Annotated in this window: 21 protein-coding genes; 14 read left to right on the top strand and 7 right to left on the bottom strand. The window is 72.6% G+C overall.

Annotated features, from left to right (window positions below):
• Positions 1-87 precede the first annotated feature (87 nt).
• From ACU4ZT_RS10920 to ACU4ZT_RS10905, 4 genes are all read left to right on the top strand, one after another.
• Complete coding sequence (locus tag ACU4ZT_RS10920) at positions 88-1,269, top strand: inorganic phosphate transporter (RefSeq protein ID WP_063070598.1); 1,182 nt, start codon at positions 88-90, stop codon at positions 1,267-1,269.
• A complete protein-coding gene (locus ACU4ZT_RS10915; protein ID WP_012298545.1) occupies positions 1,266-1,517 on the top strand; it encodes a hypothetical protein in 252 nt (83 codons plus the stop codon). Before ACU4ZT_RS10920 ends, ACU4ZT_RS10915 begins: the two co-directional genes overlap by 4 nt.
• A gap of 123 nt (positions 1,518-1,640) precedes the next feature.
• Positions 1,641-3,116 carry an NCS2 family permease gene (locus ACU4ZT_RS10910; RefSeq protein ID WP_063070597.1) on the top strand — a complete coding sequence of 492 codons (1,476 nt, stop codon included), beginning with the start codon at positions 1,641-1,643 and terminating at the stop codon, positions 3,114-3,116.
• A gap of 96 nt (positions 3,117-3,212) precedes the next feature.
• Positions 3,213-4,490 carry an Nramp family divalent metal transporter gene (locus ACU4ZT_RS10905; RefSeq protein WP_445337162.1) on the top strand — a complete coding sequence of 426 codons (1,278 nt, stop codon included), beginning with the start codon at positions 3,213-3,215 and terminating at the stop codon, positions 4,488-4,490.
• 12 nt (positions 4,491-4,502) lie between these two features.
• On the opposite strand, the gene ACU4ZT_RS10900 is transcribed toward ACU4ZT_RS10905, so the two are convergent.
• Positions 4,503-5,036, bottom strand: a complete 534-nt coding sequence (locus ACU4ZT_RS10900; protein WP_063070595.1) for a GtrA family protein — start codon at positions 5,034-5,036, stop codon at positions 4,503-4,505.
• A 198-nt stretch (positions 5,037-5,234) separates the two neighbouring features.
• Here ACU4ZT_RS10900 and ACU4ZT_RS10895 point away from each other — a divergent pair, with 198 nt between their 5' ends.
• Positions 5,235-5,981, top strand: coding sequence for a polyprenol monophosphomannose synthase (locus tag ACU4ZT_RS10895; protein WP_063070594.1), 747 nt, complete (start codon positions 5,235-5,237; stop codon positions 5,979-5,981).
• Positions 5,982-6,024: 43 nt separating this feature from the next.
• Here the strand turns inward: ACU4ZT_RS10895 and ACU4ZT_RS10890 are convergent, their stop codons facing one another.
• Complete coding sequence (locus tag ACU4ZT_RS10890; RefSeq protein ID WP_445337161.1) at positions 6,025-6,876, bottom strand: DUF429 domain-containing protein; 852 nt, start codon at positions 6,874-6,876, stop codon at positions 6,025-6,027.
• Between the two features lie 104 nt (positions 6,877-6,980).
• Between ACU4ZT_RS10890 and ACU4ZT_RS10885 the strand changes: the two genes are divergently transcribed.
• Both ACU4ZT_RS10885 and ACU4ZT_RS10880 read left to right on the top strand, forming a co-directional pair.
• Complete coding sequence (locus tag ACU4ZT_RS10885) at positions 6,981-8,498, top strand: aspartate ammonia-lyase (protein WP_063070592.1); 1,518 nt, start codon at positions 6,981-6,983, stop codon at positions 8,496-8,498.
• Positions 8,499-8,618: 120 nt separating this feature from the next.
• A complete protein-coding gene (locus ACU4ZT_RS10880; protein WP_445337160.1) occupies positions 8,619-8,897 on the top strand; it encodes a zinc-ribbon domain-containing protein in 279 nt (92 codons plus the stop codon).
• 87 nt (positions 8,898-8,984) lie between these two features.
• Here the strand turns inward: ACU4ZT_RS10880 and ACU4ZT_RS10875 are convergent, their stop codons facing one another.
• From ACU4ZT_RS10875 to ACU4ZT_RS10860, 4 genes are all read right to left on the bottom strand, one after another.
• Positions 8,985-10,040, bottom strand: coding sequence for a hypothetical protein (locus ACU4ZT_RS10875; RefSeq protein ID WP_445337159.1), 1,056 nt, complete (start codon positions 10,038-10,040; stop codon positions 8,985-8,987).
• Positions 10,041-10,082: 42 nt separating this feature from the next.
• Positions 10,083-10,220: a hypothetical protein gene (locus tag ACU4ZT_RS10870; protein ID WP_165771393.1), complete on the bottom strand. Its 138-nt coding sequence runs from the start codon at positions 10,218-10,220 to the stop codon at positions 10,083-10,085.
• Positions 10,221-10,263: 43 nt separating this feature from the next.
• Positions 10,264-11,142 carry a fumarylacetoacetate hydrolase family protein gene (locus ACU4ZT_RS10865; protein ID WP_063070589.1) on the bottom strand — a complete coding sequence of 293 codons (879 nt, stop codon included), beginning with the start codon at positions 11,140-11,142 and terminating at the stop codon, positions 10,264-10,266.
• A gap of 97 nt (positions 11,143-11,239) precedes the next feature.
• Positions 11,240-13,747 (bottom strand): ATP-dependent DNA ligase, encoded by a 2,508-nt coding sequence (locus ACU4ZT_RS10860; RefSeq protein ID WP_445337158.1) that lies wholly within the window; start codon positions 13,745-13,747, stop codon positions 11,240-11,242.
• A gap of 36 nt (positions 13,748-13,783) precedes the next feature.
• Here ACU4ZT_RS10860 and ku point away from each other — a divergent pair, with 36 nt between their 5' ends.
• Both ku and ACU4ZT_RS10850 read left to right on the top strand, forming a co-directional pair.
• On the top strand, positions 13,784-14,854 hold the full coding sequence (gene ku / locus ACU4ZT_RS10855; protein WP_063070587.1) for a non-homologous end joining protein Ku: 1,071 nt from the start codon (positions 13,784-13,786) through the stop codon (positions 14,852-14,854).
• 132 nt (positions 14,855-14,986) lie between these two features.
• Complete coding sequence (locus tag ACU4ZT_RS10850; protein WP_063070586.1) at positions 14,987-15,187, top strand: hypothetical protein; 201 nt, start codon at positions 14,987-14,989, stop codon at positions 15,185-15,187.
• A 12-nt stretch (positions 15,188-15,199) separates the two neighbouring features.
• Here the strand turns inward: ACU4ZT_RS10850 and ACU4ZT_RS10845 are convergent, their stop codons facing one another.
• Positions 15,200-16,177: a DNA-3-methyladenine glycosylase family protein gene (locus tag ACU4ZT_RS10845; protein ID WP_414764045.1), complete on the bottom strand. Its 978-nt coding sequence runs from the start codon at positions 16,175-16,177 to the stop codon at positions 15,200-15,202.
• A gap of 58 nt (positions 16,178-16,235) precedes the next feature.
• Between ACU4ZT_RS10845 and ACU4ZT_RS10840 the strand changes: the two genes are divergently transcribed.
• The 5 genes from ACU4ZT_RS10840 to ACU4ZT_RS10820 all read left to right on the top strand — a co-directional run bounded on the left by ACU4ZT_RS10840 (position 16,236) and on the right by ACU4ZT_RS10820 (position 22,015).
• Complete coding sequence (locus ACU4ZT_RS10840; RefSeq protein ID WP_445337157.1) at positions 16,236-17,669, top strand: FAD-binding oxidoreductase; 1,434 nt, start codon at positions 16,236-16,238, stop codon at positions 17,667-17,669.
• 113 nt (positions 17,670-17,782) lie between these two features.
• Positions 17,783-18,988, top strand: a complete 1,206-nt coding sequence (locus ACU4ZT_RS10835; protein WP_445337156.1) for a PrsW family intramembrane metalloprotease — start codon at positions 17,783-17,785, stop codon at positions 18,986-18,988.
• Between the two features lie 338 nt (positions 18,989-19,326).
• Complete coding sequence (locus ACU4ZT_RS10830; protein ID WP_445337155.1) at positions 19,327-19,983, top strand: hypothetical protein; 657 nt, start codon at positions 19,327-19,329, stop codon at positions 19,981-19,983.
• A gap of 599 nt (positions 19,984-20,582) precedes the next feature.
• The gene (locus tag ACU4ZT_RS10825; RefSeq protein ID WP_445337154.1) at positions 20,583-20,906 is read left to right on the top strand and encodes a DUF6507 family protein; all 324 of its coding nucleotides are present in this window, start codon (positions 20,583-20,585) and stop codon (positions 20,904-20,906) included.
• On the top strand, positions 20,903-22,015 hold the full coding sequence (locus ACU4ZT_RS10820) for a hypothetical protein (RefSeq protein ID WP_414748960.1): 1,113 nt from the start codon (positions 20,903-20,905) through the stop codon (positions 22,013-22,015). The genes ACU4ZT_RS10825 and ACU4ZT_RS10820 overlap by 4 nt, the downstream gene beginning before the upstream one ends.
• The last annotated feature ends 57 nt before the right edge of the window (positions 22,016-22,072 follow it).

The raw sequence follows: 22,072 nt of genomic DNA, 5'->3' as shown, positions 1-22,072 counted from the left end.
ACCGTCATCGCGCGGTCGCCCGTCCCGGCCGCCCGTGTGCAAGCCGTTAGGATCGAGGACTGTGACATCCGCTCGAGGGATCCGGTAGTGGATCTCACCCTCATCGTCGTCCTGGTCATCGTCCTGGCGCTGTTCTTCGACTTCACCAACGGCTTCCACGACACGGCCAACGCGATGGCCACCCCCATCGCCACCGGCGCGCTGAAGCCCCGCGTGGCGGTCGCGATCGCCGCGGTGCTCAACCTCGTGGGCGCGTTCCTCAGCACCGAGGTGGCGAAGACCGTCTCCGGCGGCATCATCCGCGAGGGCGACGGCGGCGTGCAGATCACGCCCACGATGATCTTCGCGGGCCTCATGGGCGCCATCGTCTGGAACCTCGTCACCTGGCTCCGCGGCCTCCCGTCGAGCTCCAGCCACGCGCTGTTCGGCGGCCTCATCGGCGCGGCCGTCGTGGGGGCGGGCCTCGGCTCGGTCGACTTCGGCGTCGTGATGTCGAAGGTCATCCTCCCGGCGCTCCTCGCCCCGGCCATCGCGGGCCTCATCGCGTACACGACCACGAAGCTCGCCTACTCGATCACGCGCCGCTCGAGCGGCCCGAACGAGCGCGGCGGCTTCCGCTACGGCCAGATCTTCACGTCGTCGCTCGTCGCCCTCGCGCACGGCACCAACGACGCGCAGAAGACCATGGGCATCATCACGCTCACGCTCATCGCGGGCGGCTTCCAGGCGGCGGGCTCCGGCCCCGAGTTCTGGGTCATCGCGGTGTGCGCGGTCGCCATCGCGCTCGGCACCTACATGGGCGGCTGGCGCATCATCCGCACGATGGGATCCGGCCTCACCGAGGTCAAGCCCGCGCAGGGCTTCAGCGCCGAGGCGTCGACCGCGGCCACCATCCTCGCGTCGAGCCACCTCGGCTTCGCGCTCTCGACCACGCAGGTCGCCTCCGGCTCCGTCATCGGCTCGGGCCTCGGCCGCCGCGGCGCGTCCGTGCGCTGGAACACGGTCGGGAAGATCGCGCTCGGCTGGCTGCTCACGCTGCCGTCGGCCGCAATCGTGGGCGCCGTCGCCGCGTTCGTCGCGAGCACCGGCACGGTCGGCTTCGTCATCGACGCGGTCGTCGGCGTCGCGGTCATCGTCTGGATCTTCTGGCGCTCGCGCCGGAACGCGGTGCACGCCCGCAACGCCATCGTCGAGGTCGACGCGGCCGGGTTCGCCGTGCGCGGTCGCAAGGCCACCAAGGCCGCCCGGAAGGCCAGGGAGGCCGCATGATCGACTGGAGCGCGTTCCTCGTCGTCGCCGTGGCGGCCCTCGTGGGCGCCGTCGCGGTGGTGTGCCTCTTCTCCCTCGGCGTGCGGCTGCTCGCCGTCGGCACCGAGTACGACGACGAGGGCGACAAGGTGTCGGTCACCGGCATCCGCCCGCAGGCCGCGACCGTGGGCGGCTACGTCTGCTTCGCGCTGAGCGGCCTGGCCGTGCTCTACGGCGTGTACCTCATCATCCCGGCCCTGCACTCCTGACCGGCGGCGCGCATCCGGGCTGGTCCCGTCCGCGGGCCCGCCCCTAGGCTCGATCCCGTCCGACAAGGTCGTCGGCTCCTCTCCTCTCCCCGTCGCCCGACCCGACCCCTCGCGGAAGAAGCCATGACCGAAGCGCGCACGTCGTCCCCCGCCCCCGACACCTCCGGAGCGCGCGGTGCGCTCGACCGGTTCTTCGAGATCACGAAGCGGGGCTCGACCTACGCCCGCGAGGTGCGCGGCGGCGTCCTCACCTTCGTGACGATGGCGTACATCGTGGTGCTCAACCCGCTGATCCTCGGCGGCTTCAGCGCGGATGCGGCCACGCTCGACGTCGAGGGGAACTGGCTCCGCGCCACGCAGGTGGGCGCCGCGACGGCCCTTACCGCGGGCGTCATGACCATCCTCTTCGGACTCGTCGCGCGCCTCCCGTTCGCGTTCGCCGCGGGACTCGGCATCAACTCGTTCCTCGCGGTCAGCGTGGTCGGCCAGGTCACCTGGTCGGAGGCGATGGGCCTCGTCGTCATCAACGGCCTCGTGATCGTGCTGCTCGCCACCACGGGCCTCCGCACGATGATCTTCCGGGCCGTCCCGCGCGAGCTCAAGACCGCCATCACCGTGGGCATCGGGCTGTTCATCGCGTTCATCGGCTTCGTCGACTCCGGCTTCGTGCGCGGCACGGGCGTGCCGGCCTCGCCGCTCGCGCTCGGGATCGACGGCTCCATCGCGTCGCTGCCCACGGTCGTGTTCATCGTCGGCCTCGTGATCATGGGCGTGCTCATGGCCCGCCGGGTGCCGGGCGCGCTCCTCATCGGGATCGTCGCGACCACGCTGATCGCGATCGTGGTGGAGCAGGTCTTCCACATCGGGCCGTCGAACACCTCGGGCGCCACGGGGTGGAACCTCAACGCGCCCGTGCTGCCGGGCGCCCCGGTGTCGCTGCCGGACCTCGGCCTCGTCGGCGCGTTCGACTTCGGCGCCTTCGGCCGCATCGGGATCATCTCGAGCCTCATGCTCGTCTTCACGCTGGTCTTCACGAACTTCTTCGACGCCATGGGCACCATGACGGGCCTCGCCAAGGCGGCCGACCTCTCCGACGAGCGCGGCGACTTCCCCCGCCTCAAGGGCGCGCTGGTCGTCGAGGGCTTCGGCGCGGTCGCCGGCGGCGCCACGTCGAGCTCGTCGAACACGGTCTTCATCGAGTCGGCCTCGGGCATCGGCGAGGGCGCCCGCACGGGTCTCGCGTCGATGGTCACGGGCGTGCTGTTCCTCCTCGCGATGTTCTTCACGCCGCTCACGCAGGTGGTGCCGCTCGAGGTCGCGGCCGCGGCGCTGGTGATCGTGGGCACGCTCATGGCGTCGCAGATACGCGACATCTCCTGGACCGACTTCTCCGTGGCGCTGCCCGTGTTCCTCACGGTGCTGGTCATGCCGCTCACGTACTCGATCGCCAACGGGATCGGCGTCGGCTTCCTCTCCTGGGTGCTCGTGCGGTCGTTCTCCGGTCGCGCGCGCGAGGTGTCCCCGCTCCTCTGGGTCGTCTCCGCCGGGTTCCTGGTCTTCTTCGCGCGCGGGCCGATCGAGCAGCTGCTCGGCGTCTGATCCGCGGGCGTCGCGACAGCCTCGGCCGTCGCGACGCGCCCAGCCGTGCGTAAGGTGGGACGGGACCCCCTTTCGACGACGCACGGGAGCCCGCTCATGACCGACCTCGACACGCGCGGCGACGTCCGCGAACCCCAGGAGTCGGCGAAGCGCTGGCGCATCATCGGCCCGGGCCTCGTGGTGGCCGCCACGGGCATCGGCGCGGGCGACCTCGTCGCGACCCTCGTGGCCGGCTCCCGCTTCGGCTACGCGCTGCTGTGGGCCGCCGTCCTCGGCGTCATCATCAAGATCTTCCTCGTGGAGGGCGCGGGCCGGTACTCGCTCGCGACGGGCCGCACCATCTTCGAGGGCTGGCGCAGCGTCGGCCGCTGGACCACGTGGTACTTCGGGCCGTACATCCTCATCTGGGGCCTCGTATACGGCGCCGCCGCGATGAGCTCCTCGGCCCTCCCGCTCGCGGCGTTGTTCCCGGGCGTCGACCTCAAGGTCTTCGCGATCGGCTGCGGCCTCGTCGGCGCCGTCGTCGTCTGGTTCGGGCGGTACTCGGCGTTCGAGAAGATCATCGCCGTCTTCGTCGGCCTGATGTTCGTCACCGTCGTGGGCGCCGCCGTCGTGACCGTGCCGAACGTGCCGGCGCTCCTCACCGGCCTCGTCCCCACGATCCCCGAGGGCGGCCTCGTCGTCGCGCTCAGCATCGCGGGCGGCGTCGGCGGCACCATCACCCTCGCCGCCTACGGCTACTGGCTGCGCGAGAAGGGCTGGGTCGCGCCCGGCTGGATGAAGGTCATGCGCATCGACAACTCCGTCGCCTACGTGATGAGCGGCGTCTTCGTGCTCTCCATGCTCGTGGTGGGCGCGGAGCTGCTCCACTCGGCCGACATCGCGCTGGCCGACGGCGAGGGCGGGCTCGTGCAGCTCGCCGACGTGCTGGGGGAGCGGTACGGCGCCTTCATGACGTGGTTCTTCCTGCTCGGGTTCTTCGCCACGTCGTTCTCGTCGATCCTCGGCGTGTGGAACGGCGTCTCGCTCATGTTCGCGGACTTCCTCGGGAACGTCCGCGGCCTCGACGTCGACGACCCGCGCCGTCGCCTCGGCGGCAGCTACTACCGGGGGTTCATCGTGTGGCTCACGATCCCGCCCATCGGCCTGCTGTTCCTCGACCAGCCGATCGGGCTGATCATCGCGTACGGCGTGCTGGGCGCGCTGTTCATGCCGTTCCTCGCGATCACCCTGCTCGTGCTCCTCAACACCGACCGGACGCCGCGCGCGTGGCGGAACCGTCCGCTCAGCAACACGGTGATGGGCGTCTCCGCGCTCCTGTTCGTGGTGCTCGGCGTGCAGCAGCTCGTGACCGAGGTCGGGAAGCTGCTCTAGCCGGGAGGCGGCTCAGTCGGCGGAGGCGCCGGCGCGGACCGCAGGGGTGCCGCCGACGGCGGGTGCGCCCGCGGGGCCGGCGGCGTCGTGGCCGTCCGTCGCCGACGTCTTGAAGACGACGAGCCGGTACAGCGTGAAGTTCCACACCAGGCCGATGAGCACGGCCGTGGCCTTGGCCACGTTGACCTCGAGGAACTCCATCTCCGCGATCGTCCCGAACGTGAGGAGCGACCGGCCGAAGGTCGTGTCGAAGCCCTGCTCGAACAGCCAGATGACGCCGCTCTGCAGCAGCAGCGAGCTGAACCCCGTGATGGCGAGGAACCGCAGGAAGCGCCCCAGCGTGACGGGCTCGCCGTGGCGGAACACGAAGAAGTGGTTGAGGAAGTAGGAGATGGTGATGCCGACCGTGACCGACACGAGGTTCGCCGCGAGGACGGGCATGCCGGCGAAGAGGATGAGGCAGTTGAGCAGCACGAAGTCGAGCCCCGTGTTGAGGAGCCCGGCGATGAGGAAGCGGACGCGGCGGTCGGCGAGGAGCTTGGTCACGCGCGTCCTCCCGGCATCCGGCGTCGTCGCCGTTCGGTTCGGCGGACGCTCACGGCGTCAGGGCGCCGAGCCGTGATGAGTGTAACAAGCGCATAACGGGCGCGCGCAGGGGCTCGCGGGCGGATGCGCGGTGGCTGGCTAGACTCGTCGGGGCCCGAGAACGGGTCGACCCCTCGACTCGGAGACGGAACCACCAGCTTGAGCAGTCTCACGATCGTCATCCCCACCTACGAGGAGGCGCGCAACGTCGGGGAGCTGCTGCCCCGGCTCGCGGCCATGGCGGCGGAGAACCGCGACTTCGCGATCACCGCCATGATCGTCGACGACTCCTCGCCGGACGGCACCGCCGCCCTCGTCCGCGACCTCGCGGCGAGCGTCGAGACCGACACGTTCTCGGTGCGCGTCGAGACCCGCGCGGAGAAGGCCGGCCTCGGCGCCGCGTACATCTGGGCGTTCGAGCTCCTGCTCGGATCCGACGAGCCGCCCACCCACATCCTCCAGATGGACGCCGACCTCTCGCACGACCCGGCCTACATCACCGAGATGCTGCGCCGCGTCCGCGGCGGCGCCGACCTCGTGGTCGCCTCGCGCTACATCCGCGGCGGCGCGACGCCCGACTGGGACCTCAAGCGCCGCTTCCTCAGCGTGGGCGGCAACCTCTACACGCGACTGTTCCTCGGCTCCCGCATCACCGACTACACGGGCGGCTTCAACCTCTACGAGACCGGGCTGCTGCGGCGGATCCGGCCGTCCACCATCACGACCACGGGCTACGGCTTCCAGATCGAGATGAAGCAGCGCGCGCTCCGCGAGGCGACGCAGCCGACCGAGGTGGCCATCGTGTTCATGGACCGCACCGAGGGCGAGTCGAAGATCCCGAGCGACACGCTCGTGAAGAACCTCCTCCTCGTGCTCCAGCTGCGCTTCGGGCGGCGCCGGGGCTGATCCGCACCGGCCGTCCGGAGGCCCGACGGGCTCACCGTCCGGCTCAGACCGCGGGCGCGTGCAGCGGATCGTGCGGCGCCCGCTGGTGCGGCCGTGCCGGCGCGATGATGGTGCCGCGCCGCCCGAGCTCGTCGACCACCGGGTCGGTCGCGCCGAGCACCTGCGAGCGGGTCGTGCCGTACCGTGCCCAGTACGCGGCGGTCCACGCGCAGATCAGCCCGTCGAGCAGGTCCTCGAGGTGCTTGTGCTGCCGCTCGACGAGCGCCGGGCCGTCAGCGACGAGCGCCGCGGAGCCGGGGTGCGTCGTCACGTCGAGGGGCGGATCCGCCTGCGCCAGCCCCGCGACGCGGTCGAGCACGACGCGGAACTCGGCGGCGCGGGCGGGCCGGCGCTCGGCGGTGGCGAGCAGCGGCGCGAGGCGCTTGTACCGCGGCTTCATCCCGTCGAAGCCGAGCTCGGGGGCGCCGACGAGCGTCGTGTACGGGTAGCACTCGAGCATCGTGCGGGCGTCGACGTCGCGATCGGCGGGGGAGCCGTCGTCGTACTCCCAGCCCGCGTCCTCCAGCCGCCGCCGGAGCGCGACCGCGCCCTGGGCGGGCAGGCCCCTGTTCGACGGGTACGCCGAGATGCCGAACCGGCCGTAGCGCGACGCGACCTCCTTCTCGGCGAGGCGGCTGCCCGTGGCGTTGGCGACGACGAGCGGGCCGTCGACCGCGGCGACCGCGCCGGGTCCGTCCCATCGGGCGACCCAGGCGACCACCTCGTCGATGCCGCGCGCGGTGGCGAGGTCGAGCACCCGGCCGGAGGCGTCGATGCAGGCGAGCCCCGTCTCGCGCGCCGGGCGGGTCGCGGTGCCCTCCGCCCAGGCGAGGTCGATCCCGAGGAAGCGGCGCATCCGCCGAGCCTATCCGCGTGCCCGGGCACCCTCGGGCGGGCCGCGCGCCGCTAGTAGGGTCGGGGGATCCTCCTGCCACGAGCGACGAGACGATGGAGCCTCCCATGACACCAGTGAGCCCGAACGACGACCGCATCCCGCACCCGGACGGCCACCCCGTCCGCATCGAGACCGACAGCCTGGGGAGCCTCGAGGTCCCCGCGGACGCCTACTGGGGCATCCACACGGCCCGGGCCCTCGAGAACTTCCCCATCAGCCTCAGGCCGTTGAGCGTCTACCCGGAGTTCGTCATCGCGCTCGCGCAGGTGAAGCAGGCGGCGGCCCGCGCCAACGTGCAGATCGGCGTGCTCGACGCGCGGAAGGCCAAGCAGATCGACGAGGTCTGCTCCGAGATCATCGCGGGGCACCTGCACGACCAGTTCGTGGTCGGCGTGATCCAGGGCGGCGCCGGCACGAGCACCAACATGAACACCAACGAGGTCATCGCGAACCGCGCCCTCGAGAAGGCGGGCCACGCGCTCGGCGACTACCAGCACATGCACCCGCTCGACGACGTGAACCGCAGCCAGTCGACGAACGACACGTACCCGACCGCGCTCAAGGTCGCGCTCATCCACTCGCTGCTGCAGACGCTCGACGAGCTCGACCTGCTGCGCCGGTCGTTCCTCGCGAAGGGCGCCCAGTTCTCGCAGGTGCTGAAGGTGGGGCGCACGCAGCTGCAGGACGCCGTGCCCATGACGCTCGGCCAGGAGTTCCACGGCTTCGCCACCACGCTCGGCGAGGACCACGCGCGGCTCGGCGAGCTGGTGCCGCTGCTCTCGGAGATCAACCTCGGGGCGACGGCGATCGGCACGGGCATCACCGCGGACCCGAACTACGCGGCCGCCGTGCGCGGGCACCTCAGCGCCATCACGGGCTACACGCTCGTCACCGCGAGCGACCTCATCGAGGCGACGAGCGACGCGGGCGTCTTCATGACCCTGTCCTCCACGCTCAAGCGCGGCGCCATCAAGCTGTCCAAGATCTGCAACGACCTGCGGCTGCTGTCGTCGGGGCCGCAGGCGGGGCTGGGCGAGATCAACCTGCCGCCGCGGCAGGCGGGATCCAGCATCATGCCCGGCAAGGTCAACCCGGTGATCCCCGAGGTCGTCAACCAGGTCGCGTTCTCCATCGCGGGTGCCGACGTGACGGTGACCATGGCGGCCGAGGGCGGGCAGCTGCAGCTCAACGCGTTCGAGCCGGTCATCGCGCACTCGCTGCTCCAGTCGCTGAGCTGGCTGCGGAACGCGGCGAAGACGCTGCGGGTGAACTGCATCGACGGGATCACGGCCAACACCGAGCGGCTCGCCGCGCAGGTGGAGTCGTCGGTGGGCGTCGTCACGGCGCTCACGCCGTACATCGGCTACGCGGCCTCCTCCAGCCTCGCCAAGACGGCGCTCATGACGAGCGCCTCGATCCCGGACCTCGTGGTGGAGGCGGGGCTGATGACGCGGAGCCAGGTGGAGAAGATCCTCGCGCCCGACCGGCTCTCCGGGCTCGAGCCCGTGACGGCGGCGATGTCCGTGATCACGCCGGAGATGCTCGCGGCCCACGCGGCCGAGGAGGGCGGAGCCCTGAACTGAGCCGAGCTCGGCGTCGGCTCGCATACCACAGCCGGCGACCGGCCCGCACCGCCGCGGGGCGCCCCTACTCTGGACCGGCGATCCGCTCTCCGCGGCGCCGGGACAGGACGGGAATCGATCATGATCATCTTCGGGACGCGGGGCATGGTGCGCATCCTCGGCCAGCTCTTCTTCGTGTGCCTGCTGTGCAGGCACGAGGCGGCGCAGCGGCTGGTGCGGCGCGCGCGGTGGTTCACCCTCTTCTTCATCCCGGTGTTCCCGTTCCTCATCCGCCGCGTCGTGAGCTGCGCGTACTGCGGTGGGGAGTCGCCGGTCGACAGGGAGGCGGCGGACCTGTTCCTCGCCGAGGTCGAGGCGGGCGCGGCACCCGCGGTGGGCATCACCCCGCCGGCGTCCTGACCCGTCGCGCACGCCGCGACTGACCCGTCGCCAACGCCTCGACGTACCCGTCCGCCGCGCTCGCGGGGTCGGTCGGCGGGGCGGGCGCTACGCGTCCGGTTCGGACGTGGTGCGGGCCGCGGTGGTGCCGGTCGCGTCGTCCGCGGGGGCGGGGTGCGCGGGCTCCTCGCGGTGCACGGATCCGGCGATGTCGGCCGGGGTGGGGACGTGCGGGGCGTCCGACGGCTTCGGGGACGCCTTCGGCTTCGGCGCGGTCTTCTTCGCCGACGCGGACGCCTTCGGCTTCGCGGGCGCGGGCACGGGGGCAGGAGCGCCCCCGGTGGGCTGCTCCTCGTCGGCGTCGGCGGGCTCGCCCAGGTCGTCCGGGCCGAGCGTGTCGAGGTCCTCGTCGGCCTCGTCCTCGGCGCCGTCGGCCGACGCGTCCTGCTCGCCCGCGAGGGCGGCGCCGGTGGCGGGGATCACGACGGGACCCGTCTCGTCCTCGTCGTCGAACGACGCGAGCGCCTCGTCGCGCGCCTCGGCGGCCGTGAAGACGGCACGGCGGCCGGCCTCCTCGCCACGCTCGCGCAGGTCGTCCGCCGTCGCCTGGACGCGTGTCCGCGCCTCCTCGGCGCCCCCGACGACGCGGTCGCGCACGTCCTCGGCGGTCTCCGCGACGCGGTGGCCGACCTCCGTGGCCTGCTGGCCGACGCGGTCGACGACGTGCTTGGTCTGGCCGGCGGCGCGGGTGCCGAGGTCCTTGGCCGTGTCGCCGACGCGGCCCGCGATGTCCTGGGTAGTGCTGCCGACGCGGCCCGCGATGTCCTGGGTGGTGCTGCCGACGCGGCCCGCGATGTCCTGCGTGGTGGCGCCGATCCGCTCGCCCACGGTGTGCGCGGTGCGGCCGACGGCGACCGCGGCGCCCTGCACGGCGTGACCGACGAAGTCCGCGACCTCGCGCGCGGTCTCCACCGTGCGCTCGACGACGACCGGCCCCTTCTCGTCGAGCACGGTCTGGGCCTGGCGGACGCCGCGCTGCACGGGCTCGCTCGACCACACGGACCGCGAGGTGCGGGCGATGCGCTCGTAGCGCGTGCGCCCGGCGCGTGCGCCCAGGACGTAGCCGGTGCCGATGCCGGCGAGGAAGAGGAGACGGTTGATCATGCGTCGAGCCTAGACGCGGCGGGCGTGCGTCGGCCGGGAGGGCTACGCGTCCGCGTCGTCCCGGCGGCCCGTGGCGTCGTGCAGTTCGTCCGTCTCGGGATCCGCCGCGTCGGGCGCGGAGATGTCGGCGTCCTCCGGGATGGAGTGGTCGTGGATGGGGTCCTGCGCGCGGTCGGTCATGCGATCGAGCGTACGCGCGGATCCGCCGGCCGCCCGGGTCGCGTCAGAGGATGCGCGTGTGCGTCGTGAGCGTGCCCACGCCCTCGACGGAGACGGTGACCGTGCTGCCGTCCTTCAGGAAGATCTGCGGGTCGCGCGAGTAGCCGGCGCCGCTCGTGGTGCCCGTGGAGATGAGCGTGCCCGGCTGGAGTGTGGACGAGGTGGAGAGGTAGGAGACGAGACGCGCGACCGTGCGGACCATGCCGCGGGTGTTGCCGTCCTGCACCGTCTCGCCGTCGAGGACCGTCGTGATGCGGAGGTCCTGCGGATCCGGCACCTCGTCGCGCGTGACGACGACGGGACCCGTGGGGGAGAAGCCGTCGAAGCTCTTGCAGCGGCTCCACTGCTGCTCCGAGAACTGGAGGTTGCGGGCCGTGATGTCGTTGACGACCGTGTAGCCGAAGACGTGGTCGAGCGCGTCGGCCTCGGACACGTCGCGGGCGGCGCGGCCGATGACGACGCCGAGCTCGACCTCGTAGTCGACCTCCTCGCTGAGCGAGCGCGGCCAGCTGGTGGTGCCCTCGTGGCCCGCGAGCGAGTTCGGCCAGAGCGCGAAGACGGTGGGGGCGGAGGCGCTCGTGATGTTGAGCTCCTCGGCGTGCGCGGAGTAGTTGAGGCCCACGGCGTAGACGGCCGGCGGGCGGAGCACGGCGGACGCGTGCGTGAGGCCGTCGACCGGCGTGGTGCTGGTGCGGCTCGCCACGGCGCGCTCGACGGTGGCGCGCACGCGGGCCATCTCGTCGTCGCCGCGCTCGATGAGGTCCTGGAGGTCGCGGGGGGAGTCGTCGAGCACCTCATCGAGGAAGAGCGCCTGGCCCTCCGAGACGATCGCGGCCAGTCGGGGGGTCACGCCGTCGTCGGCGAGCAGGTGGGCGAACTTCATGACCCCGAGCGTATCGGGCGCGCGCGGACGGGCGCGGTTGCGGTCATAACGTGCATGGACGGTCCACCCCGCGTGCACGCGCCCGCCCGTGCGCGGATCAGTCCTCGCGGACGACCTCGTCGGGCGACTTGTCGTGCCGCCAGCCGCGCCACGACGCCTGGCGGAGGCGGCCGGTGGAGGTCCACTCGGCGAACTCGACCTCGCCGACGAGGCGCGGCGTGATCCAGTGCGCGTCGCGGGCATCGGCGGCCGGCACGTCGGCGAACGGGCTCGTCTTCCGGGCGAGCGGGCGGAAGCGGCGGAGGGCGTCGGCGAGGTCCCGCTCGGTGAACCCCGTGCCCACGCGGCCCGCGTACGCCAGGCCGTCGGGGCCGGGGACGCCGACGAGCAGCGAGCCGATGCCGGACGCGCGGCTGCCGGATCCGGGCCGCCAGCCGCCGACCACGACCTCCTGCGCCCGGTGGTGCTTGACCTTCACCCAGGCGCTGGAGCGACGGCCCGACTCGTAGGGCGCGTCGACGCGCTTGGCGACGACGCCCTCGAGGCCGAGCTCGCGGCTGGTGGCGAGCGCTCCGTCGAGGTCGCCGTCGAACGCGGGCGGGACCTGGATCCGGCCGCGGCCCGGCGACCGCATGGCGTCGAGGAGGGCGGCGCGGCGCTCGCGGTACGGCTCCTCCACGAGCACGCGGTCGCCGATCGCGAGCGCGTCGAACAGCATGAGGTGCACGGGCGCGGCCTTCCGGGCGCGGGCGACCTCCTTCTCTCCCGTGAGGCCGAGGCGCGTCTGCAGGAGGCCGAAGTCGGGGCGGCCGCCCTCGCTCAGCACGACGATCTCGCCGTCGAGCACCGCGTCGTCGACGTCGAGCGCGTCGGGCAGCTCGGCGAGCTCGGGGAAGGCGGCCGTGAGGTCGACGCCGTTGCGGCTCGTGATCGTGGCGCGGCCGTCCGCGACGACGGCGATCGCGCGGTAGCCGTCCCACTTCATCTCGACGGCCCACTCCTCGTCGGGGTCGAGACCGGCGCCGGTCGCCGCGGTCGCGAGCATGGGCGCGGGGGCGGACGCGGTGCCCCCCTTCCGTCGCGCGCCGACGCGCGTGCGGCCCGCCGCCTTCTCGAGCCCCGCGGCCCGTGCCTGCTTCCCGGGCGCCTTCGCGGGCGCGCCGGCGGGCTCCATCAGGTGGATCAGCCAGTTCGCGTCGGCCTTGCCGTGCCTGCCCGTGTGGATGAGCGCGTACCGCCGCGGCCCGTCGATGCCGGTGCCCGCGCCCCGGCCGTGCAGCGTCGCGATGACCTCCTCGCCGTCGCGCCACTTCTCCAGCTCGTAGGTGCCCGCGTCCCAGATGGTCACCTCGCCGCCGCCGTACTCGCCCGCGGGGATGGTGCCCTCGAAGGACCCGTACTCGACGGGGTGGTCCTCGGTCTGCACCGCCAGGTGGTTCGTGCCGTGCTCCGTGGGCACGCCCTTGGGGAGGGCCCAGCTCACCAGCACGCCGTCGTGCTCCAGCCGGAAGTCCCAGTGCAGCGCGCGGGCGTGGTGCTCCTGGATCACGAAGGAGCGGCCCTCGGACGGGGCGGGCGCGTCGGCGGGGACAGGCTCGCTCGTCTTGGTGGCATCGCGCTTGGCGCGGTACGTCGCGAGCCGGTCGTCGGCGGCGTCGGGCTCCTTCCGCGCGAAGGACGCGAGCCGCTCGGGCGTCGGCTCCAGGCTCTCGCGGTGGCCCTCCTCGACGGGGGCGAGCGGATCCCGGCGCCTCCGCATCCGCGCGATCACCTCGTCCATCTCCAGGTGCCGCAGGCCCGGCGACGCGAGCTCCCGCCAGGTGCGCGGCACCGCGACGGTCGGCCGGGGGCGCCCCCGCAGCGAGTACGGCGCGATCGTCGTCTTGGCGGGGTTGTTCTGGCTCCAGTCGACGAGCACCTTGCCGGTCCGCAGCGCCTTCTTCATGTCGCTGACGACGAGATCCGGGTGGTCGGCCTCGAGCGCGCGGGCGAGCTCGTGCGCGACCTCGGAGATGTGAGAGGCGTCGTGGCTGCCGTCGAGCGCGGCGTAGAGGTGGATGCCCTTGGATCCGCTCGTCACCGGGTGGGGCTCGAGGCCCATGTCGCGGAGGATCGCGCGGGCCGCCTTCGCGACCTCCACGCACTCGGGGAGGCCGGCGCCGGGACCCGGGTCGAGGTCGAGCACGAGCCGGTCGGGCCGACGCTCGTCGCCCGTCCGGCCGAACCGCCACTGGGGCACGTGCAGCTCGAGCGCGGCGATCTGGCCGAGCCAGGTGAGGGTCGCCACGTCGTTCGCCAGCGGGTAGTCGTTCTGGTGGTCGCGGTGCTGGATCGCCCGGCGAAGCACCCACTCGGGCGTGTGCGCGTCGAGGTCCTTCTGGAAGAACATCTTCCCCGGGTGCTCGTCGGTGCCGACGCCGTCGACCCAGCGCTTGCGGGTCACGGGCCGGTCGCGGAGGTGCGGCAGCATGTGCGGCGCGATGGCGGCGTAGTACGCGATCACGTCGCCCTTGGTCGTGCCCGTCGCGGGGTACAGCACCTTGTCGAGGTTCGTCAGCGTGATCCGCCGCCCCTCGACCTCCACCTGCTGCTTCGCGCCCGCCATCGCTCCAGCATGGCCCCGCGGGTGTTCACTCGACCCATGAGAGCCATCTGGAAGGGCGCCGTCACCTTCGGCCTCGTCAACGTGCCCGTGAAGGTCTACAGCGCGACGCAGGACCACGACGTCCCGCTGCACCAGGTGCACGACGCCGACGGCGGGCGGATCCGCTACCAGCGCCGCTGCGAGGTGTGCGGCAAGGTCGTCGACTACGCCCACATCGACAAGGCCTTCGACGACGGCGACCGCACGGTCGTGATCACGGAGGAGGACCTCTCCGCGCTGCCCGAGGAGAAGAGCAGGGAGATCGACGTCGTCGAGTTCGTGCCGAGCGACCAGGTGGACCCGGTGATGCTCGACCGCAGCTACTTCCTGGAGCCCGACTCGTCGAGTCCGAAGTCGTACGCGCTCCTGCGCCGGACGCTGCAGGAGACGGACCGCACGGCGATCGTGCACGTGACCCTCCGCCAGCGCACCCGGCTCGCGGCGCTGCGGGTGCGCGGCGACGTGCTCATGCTGCAGACGCTGCTCTGGGACGACGAGGTGCGCGAGGCCGACTTCCCGTCGCTCGACGCCGCGCCCAAGGTCTCGCCGCGGGAGCTCAAGATGTCGGCGCAGCTCGTGGAGGGGTTCGCGGAGGACTTCGACCCGTCGAGGTTCAGCGACGAGTACCAGGAGCAGCTGCGCGTGCTCATCGACGCGAAGCTCGCGCAGGGCGACTCCCTCGACACCGACGCGACCTTCGGGGAGGGTGACTCCGACGAGGAGGACGCGGGCGGCGAGGTGCTCGACCTCATGGACGCGCTCAAGCGGAGCATCGAGCGGAGCCGGGGTGGGGGATCCGGCGGGGGGAAGGCGCCGGCGCGCAAGGCGGGGGCGAAGGCGTCGGGGAAGGGGACCGCCGCGAAGGCGTCGGGGAAGGGGACCGCCGCGAAGGAACCGGCGGCGAAGGGATCCAGCGGGAAGCAGGCCGCCGCGAAGAAGTCCGCGGCCGAGGAGCCCGCCGCCAAGGAGCCCGCCGCGAAGAAGTCCCAGGCGGCGAAGTCCGTTCCGAAGAAGTCCCAGGCGGCGAAGTCCGCCCCGAGGAAGTCCGCCGAGAGGAAGAGCGCCTAGGCACAGCACGCGGTGGGGGACCCTGCGAACGGGGAGCGAACGGGGAGCGACCGGGGAGCGGCCGGGCACTGCCGGGCATACGGTGGAGGCGACCGCTGCCCCGCACGCGGCGACGACGCCACGAGGAGCCGCATGTCCGACGCGAAGAGCGCATCCCGAACGATCCTCATCGTGCTCCTGGGGGCGCTGGTCGCGTCGCTCGGAGCGCTCGCCGCAGGTCTGGCGGCTGGCGGCGCATCCGTCGTCGCGATCGGGAGCGTCATCGCGATGGCCCTCGTGCTCCTCGTCGTCATCGGCGGGCTGGGGGCGTCGGGCCGCCGTCGCGCACGCTGACGGATCGGGCGATCAGCCCGCCGCCGGCATCCCGTCGGTCATGACGCGCCAGAGGTGCAGGGTCGCGTAGGAGCGCCACGGCGACCACGCGGCCGCGCGCGCGTCGAGGGCGCGTGCCTCGTCGGGCAGGCCGAGGGCGGCCGCGCCGCGGCGGACGATGAGGTCGCCCGACAGGAGCACGTCGGGGGAGCCGAGCGCGCGCATCGCGACGTAGTCGGCGGTCCAGGGGCCCACGCCATGGAACGCGACGAGGGCGGCCCGGAGCTCGGCGCGCGGCATGCCGTGCGCGATCACCAGCTCTCCCGTCTCGAGGGCCTCGGCGAGTCGGATCAGCGTCGCCGTGCGCCGCGCGGGTCCGCGCAGGAGCTCCGCGCCGTCGCGCGCGATGCGGGCGGCCGACGGCATGAGGCGCGTGACGGATCCGTGCGCCACCGACGCGGGCAGGTCCTCGCCGAGGTCCGCCGTCATGCGGCCGTGGGTGGCGCGGGCGCTGGCGACCGAGATCTGCTGGCCGACGATGGTGCGGAACAGGGTGGAGCGCGGATCCAGCGTGCCGGGGATCCGGAGGCCGGGCGTCGCGCGGACGGCCGCGGCGAGCGCCGGGTCGCGGGCGAGGTCGGCGTCGATGCGCGCGGCGTCCACGTCGAGGCCGAGGAGGCGGCGCGTGCCGGCGAGGAGCTCCGCGGCGTCGGCCGGATGCTCGACGCGGGTGGTCACCTCCAGGCGGGTGGTCGCGTCGGTCGCGTCGTCGCGCGGCTCGGCGTCGAGCAGCCGCACCGTCACCGTCCCCGAGCCGTGCGCGAGCCGGGCCGACTGCGTGAACGACGTGTCGTCGCCCTCCTCGGCGCCCGCGACGGCGTGCCAGGAGAGGAAGCGGATCACGCCGCCACCGTCGAAGGGCGCGGGCACGGCGATCGTCGTGCGGGCGACGTGCGCCGGCGCGACCGGTCCGCGGCTGGCGGCGGGCGCGGCGGCGCCGGGGGAGTCCATGCGCCCAGCCTGCCCGACGCCGCCGACCGCGGCCGGCGCGCGACCTAGGGTGGATCGCATGATCGACGACGCCGTGATCCGCACCGCCCCTGCGTCCGAGTCGGCGCCCGCAGACGCCGTCCGCGCCGAGCTCGTCGCCGCCCTCGGCGACGTCGTCGTCACCGACGCCGCGTCCCTCGAGGAGGCGCGCTCCGACCGGTCGGGCTACCGCAGCCCCGCGGATCCGATCGCCGTCGTCCGCGCGACCGAGGTGGACCACGTCGTCGCGACCCTCCGCATCGCGAGCGCCACCGGCACGCCCGTCGTCACGCGTGGCGCGGGCACGGGCCTCGCGGGCGGCGCGACGGCGACCGCGGGCGAGATCGTGCTGTCGGTGCGGGGCATGGACCGGATCCTCGAGGTGAGCGAGGCCGACGAGCTCGCGGTCGTGGAGCCCGGCGTCCTCAACGACGACCTCAACGCCCGGCTCGCGCCGCTCGGCCTCTGGTACTCGCCGGATCCCGCGAGCAAGGCCATCTCCACCATCGGCGGCAACATCGCCACCAACGCCGGCGGCCTCCTCTGCGCCAAGTACGGCGTGACCCGCGAGGCCGTCCTCGCGCTCACGGTCGTCCTCGCCGACGGCCGCGTGGTCGACACCGGCCATCGCACGGTGAAGGGCGTCACGGGCTACGACCTCACGGCGCTGATGATCGGCTCCGAGGGCACGCTCGGCGTCATCGTGCGCGCGACCGTCCGCCTCCGCCCGCTGCCGACCGCGACGCCGTCGACCGTCGCCGCGTTCTTCCCCGACTCCGCCTCCGCGGCGGCCGCGTCGTCCGCCGTCACGGCCGCGCGCATCCGCCCGGCCGCCATGGAGCTGCTCGACGCGGGCGCCCTCGAGGCCATCGACGCGTTCCTCGGCACCGACCACTCCTCCCGCGGATCCGCGCACCTCCTCGTGCGCTGCGACGGCCCGGACGCCGCCGCGGAGGCCGCGCGCGTGGTCGACATGGTCGTCGCGGGCGGCGGCACGGCCGACGTGACCGACGACGCCGACGAGGGCGAGCGGCTCCTCGCGATCCGCCGCGCCTTCCATCCGGCGCTCGCCGCCCGCGGCCGCGTGCTCATCGAGGACGTGGCCGTGCCGCGGTCGCGCCTCGCGGACATGCTCACGCGGATCCGCGAGATCGAGCGCGCGACCGGCCTCCGGATCCCCACCGTCGCGCACGCGGGCGACGGCAACCTGCACCCGAACTTCTGCATCCCCGAGGACCCGACCACGCCCGACGGCGACACGAGCGGCATCCCCGACGACGTCTGGCGCGCGGCCGACCTCCTCTTCCGCGCGGCCGTCGACCTCGGCGGCACCCTCACGGGCGAGCACGGCGTGGGCCTGCTCAAGCGGCGCTGGCTCGCCGACGAGCTGGGCGACGACGTCATGGGGCTCGCCGCCGGGATCCGCCGCGTGTTCGACCCGCAGGGGATCCTCAACCCCGGCAAGGCCGCCTGACCGGGGGATCCGCGACCCCGCGACGCCCGCATGTCCGCGCGCGTCGCCGGCTCGGACGGCCGTCGGGCCCGTCGATAGGCTGGCGACGCCGATCCGCCGAAGAGAGGGCCGTCGTGACCGACCCGTCCGTCCCCGTGACCGTCCACCGCCCGTCGCCCTCCTCGCCGCCGCGCGCCATGGAGCTCCCCACGCCGCACGCGCCGCGCCGCATCACCGCGTCGGCCGTGCTCGGCGTCGTGGGCGTCGCCGTGCTGCTGCTCGTCGGCCTCGTCGTCGCCGCGTACCTCGTGCTGAGCCTCGGGGTGCAGGCCGTCGCGATCTGCGCCCTCCTCGCGCTCGTCCCGCTGGCCGGCGTGCTGCTCGCGATCCGCTGGGTCGACCGCTGGGAGCCCGAGCCGCGCCTCGCGCTCCTGTTCGCGCTGCTCTGGGGCGCGGCCGCGTCGGTGGCCATCGCGCTGCTGTTCGACCTCGTCGTGCAGTACGCGCGCCTCGCCGTGGGCGTGCCGACGGGGTACACGGACTTCCTGCAGCTGGCCGTCCAGGCGCCCGTCGTGGAGGAGTCCGCGAAGGCGCTCGGCCTGCTCCTCGTGTTCTGGGTCGCTCGCCGCCACTTCGACGGGCCGGTCGACGGCGTCGTCTACGGCGCGACCAGCGCGGCCGGCTTCGCCTTCACGGAGAACATCGTCTACTTCGGCGGTCCGCTCGTGCAGGGCACCACGGGCGAGCTCGTCGGCACCTTCGTGCTGCGGGGCCTGTTCTCGCCCTTCGCGCACGTGACCTTCACCATGATCACCGGCATCGCCATCGGCTACGGCGCGCGCCGCGGTCCGGGCGCCGCGCTCGGCTCCGGCGCGATCGGGCTGGTCGGAGCGATCGTGCTGCACGCGCTCTGGAACACGGGCGTCACCATCACGGGCGATTTCCTCTCCTTCTACGTGCTGCTCCAGGTGCCGATCTTCGCGTTCCTCGTGACGGTCGTGATCCTCCTGCGCCGCTACGAGATCCACCTCACGCGCCGCCGCCTCCGCGAGTACGCGGCCGTCGGCTGGTTCACGCCCGCCGAGGTCGAGATGCTGAGCACGTGGCAGGGCCGGCGGCGCGCGCGGCTGTGGGCGCGCACCCGCGGCGGCGACGCGGGCCGGGCCATGGGGCTGTTCACGCGCGACGCCACGCGGCTCGCCTTCGCCCGGCAGCGGATGCTGTCCGAGCGGCCCGCCGCGTCCGGCCGCTCCGAGGCGGGGCACCTCGACGACGAGCGCCGGCTGCTGCGGGCGGTCACCGACCACCGGGAGGCGCTGCTGCGCGGCGGGCGGCGCTGACCCGCCCTCCCGCCGCGCCGACCGCCGCGGGCGATCTGAGCGGTGTGGGGGGGGGGCTTGCCGGAGCCGTTGTCCGATTTCGTGGTGTTCCCTGCTCTGGGGTTCGCGGGTCTGAGCCTGCTGGGCATGGTGTGGTTGCCGCGTCCGTTCCTGCCGCGGTGGTACATCGCCCAGATGGGATTGGAGTGCGGCTCGACGCGGAAGAAGGCCGCCATCTCCGGGTCCAGGATGGGGCATCCTCCGTCGCGGGGGCCGCTCGGGGAGGTTCTCGGCGGTGACGCGGAGAAGGGTGTGCACGGTCGCACACACGAACCCCGAAGGGATGGAAGGCTTCGCGGGTGAAGTCACTCGTCTTGCTCGTCGCGCATCCCTTGTCCTCCAGCGCCGCGGCTGGCGCGGTGGTCGCTGATGGGCACCGTGACCCCTCCGACTTCGTGATTTTCTTCATCGTGGGCGGGATCTTCGCCGCAATCGGGGCTCTGGCCTTCTCCGGCGTCTGGCGGGGGTGGGCAGGGAGGTTCCGGATCTACCGGGTATTGCCTGTGGCGTTCGGCTGGATGGGCGTGGGGTTTTTGGTGACCGGCGTGGGAGGAGTTCTGCCGCAGCCGGTCTCTGATCCCGTGTTGTACGCGGGTCTCGCGTTCGCGGGCCTCAGCTTTGTGGGGATGGCCTGGTTGCCGCGTCCGTTCCTGCCGCGGTGGTACAAGGTCCAGATGGGGCTGGACCCCGGAGCGTCGCGGAAGAGGATCGTCGCCTCCGTGGCGGAGAAAGGCACGCCGCCGTTGAGTGGCCCGCTCGGTGAGGATCTCGGCGGCGGCGAGGAGAAGGGATTCGCGGCGGCGTCGCGGCTGGGCGGGGTCGTCGGAGGGGCGGTACGCGAGGCCCCGGCCAGTCACGTGGGTCCGTCGGACGGCGCCGCGGACGCGGCCTCCCGCCCGACGCCACCGAACGGTGAGGCTCGCGAATGCAAGTCCGGCGAGGACGCGCATTCGTGACTCGGATGTGACGGCGCTCGGTCGGCGGATGGTGTTCGCGCTCGGACATCGGAATTCGACGCGGATGCACGCTTTGCGCGTCGTCGCTCCTGTCCTGGTCGCCGCGCTCTCCGCTCCTCACCTCTCGTCGGCGACAGCCTCTCCCGGCCCGGGGGTCTCCTGTTCCGCAGGTAGCGCGCTGCTGGGCGCGCTCTTCATGAGTCTCAGCCCGGAAGCTCCGGTCGCGCGGTCCAGTTGGCGAGGATCTCGGGGCTAGACCGCACGCGGGTTCATCGCTGCGTCCGGGCATCCGGCCGCTGAACACATGAGCATCGGGCTCTGACGCACCTGCGGGGAATAGGCGCGCGGATTTCTAACACCTGTGAGGATCTGCCCGTGTCCTCTACGCTCGATCCATCGCATGTCACCGTCCGCATCGGAACGTTCACGAACCCTGCTCCCGTCGCCAGGCGCGTCGCCTGCGCTGCAGTCCAGCGCGCGCGCCGCGCGGCGCCGAGCGGCCGGCCCCTGGTGAACGTCCATCAGCTGCCCCAACGCTCCCACCAGCCGCGCGTGCGCTCCTTCGGCCCCGGTGGCGTGCGCCAGCAGGGGGTGACGGCATGACGCCGCCAGTGAGCGGCAACGGCTGGCGCATCGACCCCGCAGCCGCGGGGTCAGCCATCGCCGACGCCAAGATGGGCATCTCGGGTCTGGATGATGTGGCGACGGCTGCTCAGACGGCGATCGACGCGGCCTCAGCGATCGCGGGGCCGAAGACCGCGGCCGCGCTCGCGAGGCTCGCCCGCAACCCCTTCCTCTCGCAGATCCAGAAGGTCAGGAGTGGCGTCGAGCAGGCGGCCGACCAGACGAAGCTCGCCCTCGATGCGTATGTCCAGGGAGACGAGGAGATGGCGTCCCACTCCGCAGAGGGGATAGGGCGGTGACCCGCCCCGACATCGCAATTGTGCCGAGCTCGGCCGCAATCGAGTCAGCAGCCGCGGGCTTCGACAAGCTCGGTCCGGCGGTGGACGACGTCATGAACACGGTGAAGGGGGCCTGGTCTCGGTTGTCCGTAGCCGACGTGTTCGAGACGCCCGACTCCGATCACGCTTTCAGCGCCCTGTCCGGCCCCACGACTCTCTCGTCGACGATAGGTCAGGACGCAGCCGCTGTGAAGAAGGCGCTGAATGACTACGCCTCGGCTCTCGCCGACCTGGAGAGGCGAAGGAGTGCTCTCGTCGAGGAACATGCCTTGTTGGATCTCATGCTGCTGGCTGGCCCCGTCCCCGCTGCGTCCGCAGGGACACCGGCTAGCGACAGCTATCGCTCGAAGCCGCTCCAGCAGCAATTCGACCTCGATGCGCGCGTGACGCAATTCAACGAAGCGGTGGAGCAGGCGGACGTGGACTGCGCCATCGCGCTGGTCAAACTGGGCCGGGATACCGAGACGCAGGTGACCAACGCCGCTCAGCAGGTCGGCATGGTAATGGACGATCCCCGTGTGGTCTTCGGGCAGGGGATCGTGACGAAGGGTCTCTACGTGTCGACGGAGATCAAGCCCACCTTCCAAGCCATCCTGGAGGCGAAGGCCTCCGGTCAGGCGCTGTTCAAGGTCTCGCCGCCCGACCTGAAGCAATTGGGTCGCGACGTGGTGAAGGCGTTGAACCCCTTCGGCGGGGGGCCTGACCATGCCGTTGAGAGCACGGCTGGCGATTGGGGTCGAAGGCTGGGGGTAGCGGGGACCGTCGTATCCGGCGTGACCACCTTCGCGGACGAGATGAGCAAAGACGAGGCACGGCATCCCGATTGGAATGAGGGGACGCGTGTGGCCCGTGCGGGCCTACACGCTGTTGTGAAGACCGCCGGCGCTGCCGTGGGCGCAGAAATCGGCTCTGGCGTCGGGCAGGCTGTGGGCATCGCTGTCGGGGAGGCGATATTCCCGCTCGGAGGGGGCTTGATCGGCGGGTTCGTCGGCGGCGTCCTCGGCGGGGCCATCGGCGGCGAGATCGGAGGGGACATCGCCGGATCTGCGATGGATAAGGCGGACTCGTGACCACTGATGCCGAGATGACGAATAGACGGGAAGAGCGCACATGACGACGAACTGGAT

The organism is Clavibacter davisi, assembly GCF_052751415.1.
Note: the sequence above shows the minus strand (reverse complement) of the source record. Positions and strands in the feature narration are given on the sequence as shown.